At 70.2% G+C, this 7,998-nt stretch carries 8 protein-coding genes; 4 read left to right on the forward strand and 4 right to left on the reverse strand.

Annotated elements, in window-relative coordinates; translation table 11 throughout:
• Window positions 1–129: 129 nt before the first annotated feature.
• Both yajC and ruvB read right to left on the reverse strand, forming a co-directional pair.
• Complete coding sequence (gene yajC / locus ACIBSW_RS39500) at window positions 130–519, reverse strand: preprotein translocase subunit YajC (protein WP_354730156.1); 390 nt, start codon at window positions 517–519, stop codon at window positions 130–132.
• A gap of 134 nt (window positions 520–653) precedes the next feature.
• Entirely contained in the window at window positions 654–1,712 is a 1,059-nt protein-coding gene (gene ruvB, locus ACIBSW_RS39505; RefSeq protein ID WP_354730158.1) for a Holliday junction branch migration DNA helicase RuvB, read from the reverse strand.
• Window positions 1,713–2,332: 620 nt separating this feature from the next.
• On the opposite strand from ruvB, the gene ACIBSW_RS39510 reads away from it, so the two are divergent.
• On the forward strand, window positions 2,333–2,689 hold the full coding sequence (locus tag ACIBSW_RS39510; protein WP_354730160.1) for a hypothetical protein: 357 nt from the start codon (window positions 2,333–2,335) through the stop codon (window positions 2,687–2,689).
• Window positions 2,690–2,883: 194 nt separating this feature from the next.
• On the opposite strand, the gene ruvA is transcribed toward ACIBSW_RS39510, so the two are convergent.
• Entirely contained in the window at window positions 2,884–3,486 is a 603-nt protein-coding gene (gene ruvA, locus ACIBSW_RS39515; RefSeq protein ID WP_354730162.1) for a Holliday junction branch migration protein RuvA, read from the reverse strand.
• The gene (ruvC, locus tag ACIBSW_RS39520) at window positions 3,483–4,016 is read right to left on the reverse strand and encodes a crossover junction endodeoxyribonuclease RuvC (protein WP_354730164.1); all 534 of its coding nucleotides are present in this window, start codon (window positions 4,014–4,016) and stop codon (window positions 3,483–3,485) included. Before ruvC ends, ruvA begins: the two co-directional genes overlap by 4 nt.
• Before the next feature lie 127 nt (window positions 4,017–4,143).
• Here ruvC and ACIBSW_RS39525 point away from each other — a divergent pair, with 127 nt between their 5' ends.
• The 3 genes from ACIBSW_RS39525 (at window position 4,144) to ACIBSW_RS39535 (ending at window position 7,611) form a co-directional block, all read left to right on the forward strand.
• Window positions 4,144–4,707, forward strand: a complete 564-nt coding sequence (locus tag ACIBSW_RS39525) for a hypothetical protein (protein ID WP_354730166.1) — start codon at window positions 4,144–4,146, stop codon at window positions 4,705–4,707.
• A gap of 90 nt (window positions 4,708–4,797) precedes the next feature.
• Window positions 4,798–5,154, forward strand: a complete 357-nt coding sequence (locus ACIBSW_RS39530) for a VOC family protein (protein WP_354730168.1) — start codon at window positions 4,798–4,800, stop codon at window positions 5,152–5,154.
• A 51-nt stretch (window positions 5,155–5,205) separates the two neighbouring features.
• Window positions 5,206–7,611: an excinuclease ABC subunit UvrA gene (locus ACIBSW_RS39535; RefSeq protein ID WP_354730170.1), complete on the forward strand. Its 2,406-nt coding sequence runs from the start codon at window positions 5,206–5,208 to the stop codon at window positions 7,609–7,611.
• The last annotated feature ends 387 nt before the right edge of the window (window positions 7,612–7,998 follow it).

Raw genomic sequence — 7,998 nt, forward strand, 5'->3', positions numbered from 1 at the left:
GTTTCCAGTCGATTTGCCCGGCGACGATTATTCACAACTATGGGCCGCACGGCTGCCCCGCCCCGCGGCCTGTTGTCGTTTTCCGTGTTCACGGCCCGCCCGTCGCGGCAGGCCGTGCACGGCGGATCGTCAGTCCTTGGACTTGCGAGTCTCGACGACCGGGCTCTCGATCTGGGTCTCGGCCGGCGTCTCCTCGGCCGGCTCGTCGACCGGCTCCGGGACGACGTCGGACGCCGACTGCACGACCCGGGCGATGGCCGGGCGGGCGTAGCGGGCGTTGACCCCCGGGGCGATCTCGACCGTGACGACGTCGTCGTCGACGGACACGACGGTCGCGTGCAGGCCGCCGATGGTCACGATGTCGTCGCCGGGGCCGAGCGCGGACTGCATCTGCTGGGCCTCACGACGGCGCTTCTGCTGCGGACGGATCATCATGAAATACATGACGCCGAAGAGCAGGACGATCAGAAGCAGGGGCATGAAGCTGCCGCCGCCCTGCGCTTGAGCTGCGATAAACACGAAGACGACCTTCCATGGGGCCTCCGGCGCGGCTCAGGGCACACGACGGGGCGATATACACAATCCCGTGCGAACGGCGGGGAGTCTAATCCCTCTACCTGGGAACCTCGTACGCGGCACGCGTCACGTTCACATTACGGAGGGGTTTCCGCATCCCGGGCGAACAGGTCGGGCTGGTTCGGCGGCCCGCCCCGCCCCTCCGGGGGCTTTTTGCCCAGGTGCAGCCAGCCGGCCTCGGTGGCGACCCGGCCACGCGGCGTCCGCGCGAGCAGGCCGGCCCGGACCAGAAACGGCTCGCACATCTCCTCGACGGTGTCGGACTGCTCCCCCACCGCGACGGCGAGCGTGGAGAGGCCGACCGGCCCGCCCCGGAACGACTCGACGAGCGCCCGCAGCACCGCCCGGTCCAGCCGGTCCAGCCCGAGCTGATCGACGTCGTAGACGGTGAGCGCCGACTTGGCGGTGACCTCGTCGACGACGCCGTCGCCGCGGACCTCGGCGTAGTCACGGACCCGGCGCAGCAGCCGGTTGGCGATGCGCGGCGTGCCCCGCGAGCGCCCGGCGATCTCCGCGGCGCCGCCGGGCGTGATCGGCACGCCGATGATGCGGGCGGAGCGGTGCAGCAGCGTGTCGAGCTCGGCCGGCGAGTAGAAGTCGAGGTGCGCGACGAACCCGAAGCGGTCGCGCATCGGCCCGGAGAGCAGCCCCGCCCGGGTGGTGGCGCCGACCAGCGTGAACGGCTCGACATCGAGCGGGATCGCGGTGGCGCCGGGGCCCTTGCCGACGATCACGTCGACCCGGAAGTCCTCCATCGCGCTGTAGAGCAGTTCCTCGGCCGGCTTGGCGATGCGATGGATCTCGTCGATGAACAGCACGTCGCCCTCGGCGAGCCCGGTGAGGATGGCGGCCAGATCGCCGGAGCGCTCGATGACCGGCCCGCTGGTGGTCCGGATCCCGGTGCCGAGCTCCGCCGCGACGATGTTGGCCAGCGTCGTCTTGCCCAGCCCGGGCGGACCGGAGAGCAGGATGTGATCGGGCGGGGCACCACGGCCCGTCGCGCCCTTGAGAAGCAACTCGAGCTGGTCGCGGACCCGATGCTGTGCGATGAAATCGGCGAGCCTGCGGGGCCGGACGCTGACCTCGGCGTCGAGATCCCCGTCCTCCGGGAACGGCGACACCAAACCGTCCGTCATCGAGTCCTGCCGCCATCCGAGACTCGGGCCGACATGACTGCCACCCGAGCGTCCGACACGCAGTAGGCCGCCCTCCGACAGACACCGGCCAAGCGCATTGAGGAAACCTCCTAGGCTACGTACTGGTGTTCGACAGCCTAGTGCCTGACCAACCCGCCGGCAGCACCCGCCACGTACGAGCGTCGGCAGATGACACCGCCAGGCCACAGTCGAAATAGCGAACTGAGCCACCCCGGCTTTCCGGACCGGCATGTTCAGGCTCTATTCATGCGGCGAGCTGCCGATCCTCGAACTCGTATCGGACTTGGTGCGGCGTTTTGGAGCCGAGCTGCGAGTGGCGTCTGCGGGATCCGCAGTGGAGGGCAGGCTCCAGATAGGACAGAGGTCGACCAAGGCCTGATCCCCGACCGGGAGCCTCGACCCGGGCCGGCCGTTAAACGGGATGAAAAGGGCTCCCAGTAATCGTTTTTCCCAGTGATCCGCTTCACACGAGATTGACAGTGAGGTCGACTTCGTTCAATATTCCTTACGAATTCGCCACAATTACGAATTCACCCTTCCGTAGCATGCGCGTCGGATGAATCATCCATCGCATGCGTACCGAATAGCATGGGGGAACAATGTCTGCCTTCAAGTCGCGAGTACTCAAGGGTGTCCTTGCCACCGGCATAGCCACGGTAACTGGATTGGCGATCGCGACACCGGCCGTCGCGAGCTGGAAAGTCACCGAGGGCAGTGACTATGCCACCGTCAGCACGGGCAAGACGCTCGTAACGGTTTGCGACAACGAAGCCGACGGCAACGGCGTATATGCCGTCTTCGAAGTCTTCGCAGGGCCTACCACCAGGGTTGGCGATGGCAACGGATCCGCCTCTGGCTGCGGCACCTACCGTGCCGACAATCGAGTCCGTTGGTTCAAGGTCTGCGAGGACGACGCGGGCGACGACACCTGCTCCGGGGTCAAGTTCATCGACTGATCGATCGGTCTTCGCCTACAGATAGCGTCGACGCGATTTCGTGAATCAAGCGGTGCCGGCAAAATAATGGATGTTCGTGGCCGACCCATTGCGGGCCGGCCACGAACCCATTTCGAGCCCGGCTCGAGTTGCAGACGGTCCCGAACTGCCAGGCACGGCCGTCATCGAAAGATCAACACGCCACTCTTGGCGGATCATCGGGTGCGGCCCAGCAGGCGGATGGCCTGGCGCAGCAGCACCGGAACGGCCGGGACCTCGCCGTCGATCGACTCGGCGACGGCGGCCACCGCCTGGTCGGCCTGATGTGCGGACCAGCCGAGCGCGACGACGCCCTGGCGCACCTGGTCCTGCCAGCCGCCGGACAGGGCGCCGGCCACGCCGTCGGGGCCGGTCGAGACGGCGCCGATGCGGTCGCGCAGCTCCAGGACCAGGCGCTCGGCGCCCTTCTTGCCGATGCCGGGCACCCGGGTCAGCGCGGCGAGGTCGCCGCCGGAGATCGCCCGGCGCACGGCCTCGGGCTGGTGCACGGCGAGCACGGCCTGCGCCAGCCGGGGGCCGACGCCGCTGGCGGTCTGCAGCAGCTCGAACAGGTGCTTCTCGTCGTCGTCGGCGAAGCCGTACAGGGTCAGCGAGTCCTCGCGCACGACCATGCTGGTCGACAGCCGGGCCTCGGCACCGGCCTTGAGGCCGGCGAGCGTCGCGGGCGCGCACTGCACCTGCAGGCCGACACCGCCGACCTCGATGACGGCGCTGTCCGGTGCGATCGCGGCCACCACGCCGCGCACGCTGGCGATCATCGTCGGACTCCTCCCCTGCGGGCCGATGCGACGGCGGCGGCCTGGATGCGGGCGCGGGTTCCGCCGCGCCAGATGTGGCAGATGGCCAGGGCGAGCGCGTCCGCGGCGTCGGCCGGCCGCGGCGGCGCGTCGAGCCCGAGCAGCCGGGTGACCATGCTGGTGACCTGCGCCTTGCCGGCCGTGCCGGACCCGGTGACGGCGGCCTTGACCTCGCTGGGCGTGTAGGTCTGCACGGGCAGCCCGGCCCGCGAGCCGGCCAGGATCGCGATCGCGCTGGCCTGCGCGGTGCCCATGACGGTGCGCGTGTTGTGCTGGCTGAAGACCCGCTCGACGGCGACGCTGTCCGGCTTGTGCTCCGCGACCAGGTCGCCGAGCGACCTGTCGAGGTGCAGCAGGCGCAGGGCGATGTCCTCGTCGGGCTCCGAGTGCACGACGTAGTAGCCGATCAGCTTGCCGGGCCGGCCGGGCACGCCCTCGACCACGCCGACGCCGCACCGGGTCAGGCCGGGGTCGATGCCAAGCACCCGCAAAGCAAGCCCCCTCGACTCGGACGTGTGTTCGACACCCTATTACCTGCCGCCCCGCCCGCATCCACCGACACACCCTTGCCTTGCGCGGGTGTGCCCGCGGCGCCGACCATGGTGGCGGGAGGTCGCCATGGCACACCTCATCCCGCCGATGGACGACGAACCGCCCGCCGAGTTCATCGCGTTCGTCGCCGGGCGGCTGGCCCCCCTGCGCAGCGAGACGGCCCGCCTGGTCGGCGGGGAGCGCTTCGCGCCCGAGGTGTACACGGAGGTGCTGACCGACCTCGCCGGGCACTGGCGCCGCCTGTGCTGGCGCAGCCGCATCAGCCACCGGGACGCGCACGCCGAGTTCCTGGACCGCCGCCTCGCCGCCCGCACCAGGCAGTGGCGCGAGGAGCAGATCTACCCGGTCGAGGTGACCGTCGCCGGGCACGAACCCCGGCCGGCTCCGGCGGACCCGGCGACGCTCTACCGGCGCACCGCGCCTACGGCGCAGACGGTCGCCCACCGGCTCGCGCCGCTGCTGCCGACGACGGCCCGGGCCGAGGCGCAGGTGCTCGCCGAGGCGGGTGTCGCCTGGGTGCACGCCTACCGCCGCTACGTCTGGCGGCGCTACGCCCGGATGGGCGGCGGGATCGTGCTGCTGATCGGCTACCTGGTCCAGTTCATGTCCCGGTTCTCCGCACCGAGCTGATCAGGAATCGAGAAGCACGGGCCTGAGGCCGCACGTAGCGTAACCGCCATGGGAGCCGGGCGGTTCCCACCACCGACCTCAGGAGTGACCATGACCGGCCCATCCGAGCAGGGGTTCCTGACCCTGCTGCATCCCGTGTCCGACCTCGCGACGGCCAAGGCGGTGTACACCGCGCTGCTCGGCGTCGAGCCGCAGGCCGACTCGCCCTACTACGTCGGCTACCAGGTCGCGGGCCAGCAGATCGGCCTGGTGCCCGGCGGCGGGCCGCAGGGCATGACCTCGCCGGTCGCCTACCTGCACGTGCCGGACATCGAGGCGAAGCTGGCCGAGGTGACCGCCGCGGGCGCGACCGTGAAGGACACACCGAAGGACGTCGGCGGCGGACGCCTGGTGGCCACCTTCACCGATCCGGACGGCAACGTCCTGGGTGTACTACAGGACGCCTGAACTGTCGTACCAAGCTGGTTAGATCAACCGAGGCCAACAGATGGGGAAACGATGTCGCCGGAACCGCACGTCGCCGACAGTCACGACCTGATCCGCGTGCAGGGCGCGCGCGTGAACAATTTGAAGGACGTCAGCGTCGAGATCCCGAAGCGCCGGCTGACGTTGTTCACCGGCGTCTCCGGCTCGGGTAAGAGCTCGCTGGTGTTCGGCACCATCGCCGCGGAGTCGCAGCGGATGATCAACGAGACCTACAGCGCCTTCCTGCAGGGCTTCATGCCGACGCTGGCCCGGCCCGAGGTCGACGTGCTCGACGGGCTCACCACGGCGATCATCATCGACCAGGAGCGGATGGGCGCCAACGCCCGCTCGACGGTGGGCACCGCGACGGACGCCAACGCGATGCTGCGCATCCTGTTCAGCCGGCTCGGCGACCCGCACATCGGCTCGCCGCAGGCGTATTCGTTCAACGTCGCCTCGATCAGCGGCGCGGGCGCGGTCTCCATCGAGCGCGCCGGGCAGACCATCAAGGAGCGCCGCAGCTTCAGCATCACCGGCGGGATGTGCCCGCGCTGCGAGGGCCGGGGCTCGGTGACCGACATCGACCTGACCGCGCTCTACGACGACACCAAGTCCCTCAACGAGGGCGCGCTGACCATCCCCGGCTACAGCATGGACGGCTGGTACGGCCGCATCTTCAGCGGCTGCGGCTTCTTCGACCCGGACAAGCCGATCCGCAGGTTCACCAAGCGGGAGCTGCACGACCTGCTCCACAAGGAGCCGACCAAGATCAAGGTCGAGGGCATCAACCTGACCTACGAGGGGCTGATCCCGAAGATCCAGAAGTCGATGCTCTCCAAGGACGTCGACTCGCTGCAGCCGCACATCCGCGCCTTCGTGGAGCGGGCGGTCACGTTCACGACCTGCCCCGAGTGCGACGGCACCCGGCTGTCCGAGGCGGCCCGGTCGTCGAAGATCAAGGGTGTCAACATCGCCGACGCCTGCTCGATGCAGATCAGCGACCTCGCCGACTGGCTGCGCAAGCTGAAGGAGCCGTCGGTGGCGCCGCTGCTCACCTCGCTGCGGCACACCCTCGACTCGTTCGTCGAGATCGGCCTCGGCTACCTCTCGCTCGAACGCCCGTCGGGCACGCTGTCCGGCGGCGAGGCGCAGCGGATCAAGATGATCCGCCACCTCGGCTCGTCGCTCACCGACGTGACCTACGTCTTCGACGAGCCCACCATCGGGCTGCACCCGCATGACATCCAGCGGATGAACAACCTGCTGCGCCAGCTGCGCGACAAGGGCAACACCGTGCTGGTCGTCGAGCACAAGCCGGAGGCGATCGCGATCGCCGACCACGTCGTCGACCTCGGCCCGCGGGCCGGCACCGAGGGCGGCGAGGTGGTGTTCGAGGGCACCGTCGACGGGCTGCGGGCCAGCGGCACGCTGACCGGGCGGCACCTGGACGACCGGGCCACGCTGAAGCCCTCGGTACGCAAGCCGACCGGGGTGCTGCAGGTGCGCGGCGCGGACACGCACAACCTGCGGGACGTCGACGTCGACATCCCGCTCGGCGTGCTGATGGTGCTGACCGGCGTGGCCGGCTCAGGGAAGAGCTCGCTGATCCAGGGCTCGGTGGCCGGCCGGGAGGGCGTGGTGACCGTCGACCAGAGCGGGATCCGGGGCTCGCGGCGCAGCAACCCGGCGACGTACACCGGGCTGCTCGAGCCGATCCGCAAGGCCTTCGCGAAGGCGAACGGGGTGAAGCCGGCGCTGTTCAGCGCCAACTCCGAGGGCGCCTGCCCCAACTGCAACGGCGCCGGCGTGGTCTACACCGACCTCGGGGTGATGGCGACGGTCGCCACCGTCTGCGAGGTGTGCGAGGGCAAGCGGTTCATGGCCGAGGTCCTGGAGTACACCCTCGGCGGCAAGGACATCAGCGAGGTGCTGTCGATGTCGGTGACCGAGGCCGAGGAGTTCTTCGGCGCCGGTGACGCCCGGACGCCGGCCGCGCACGCCATCCTCGCCCGGCTCGCCGACGTCGGGCTCGGCTACCTGAGCCTGGGCCAGCCGCTCACCACGCTGTCCGGCGGCGAGCGGCAGCGGGTCAAGCTCGCCACCCGGATGGCCGAGAAGGGCGGCGTCTACATCCTCGACGAGCCGACCACCGGCCTGCACCTCGCGGACGTCGAGCAGCTGCTCGGCCTGCTGGACCGCCTCGTCGACTCCGGCAAGTCGGTGATCGTCATCGAGCACCATCAGGCGGTCATGGCGCACGCCGACTGGATCATCGATCTCGGTCCGGGTGCCGGCCACGACGGCGGCCAGATCGTCTTCGAGGGCACACCCGCCGACCTGGTCGCCGACCGCTCGACCCTCACCGGCCAGCACCTGGCGGACTACGTCGGCGCCGGACCCCCGGCGCCTAAGCGTCGGCGCCGGACCGCCAGCGCTTAACCGGGCCGCCGGACCGCTGGCGCCTGACCAGCACCGCCGGACCGCTGGCGCCTGACCAGCACCGCCGCACCGCTGGCGCCTGACCAGCACCGCCGCACCGCTGGCGCCTGACCAGCACCGCCGCACCGCTGGCGCCTGACCAGCACCGCCGCACCGCTGGCGCCTGACCAGCACCGCCGCACCGCTGGCGCCTGACCAGCACCGCCGCACCGCTGGCGCCTGACCAGCACCGCCGCACCGCTGGCGCCTGACCAGCACCGCCGCACCGCTGGCGCCTGACCAGCACCGCCGCACCGCTGGCGCCTGACCAGCACCGCCGCACCGCTGGCGCCTGACCAGCACCGCCGCACCGCTGGCGCCTGACCAGCACCGCCGCACCGCTGGCGC

Origin of the sequence: Actinoplanes sp. NPDC049668, assembly GCF_044465445.1 — a bacterium.
GTDB lineage: Bacteria > Actinomycetota > Actinomycetes > Mycobacteriales > Micromonosporaceae > Actinoplanes.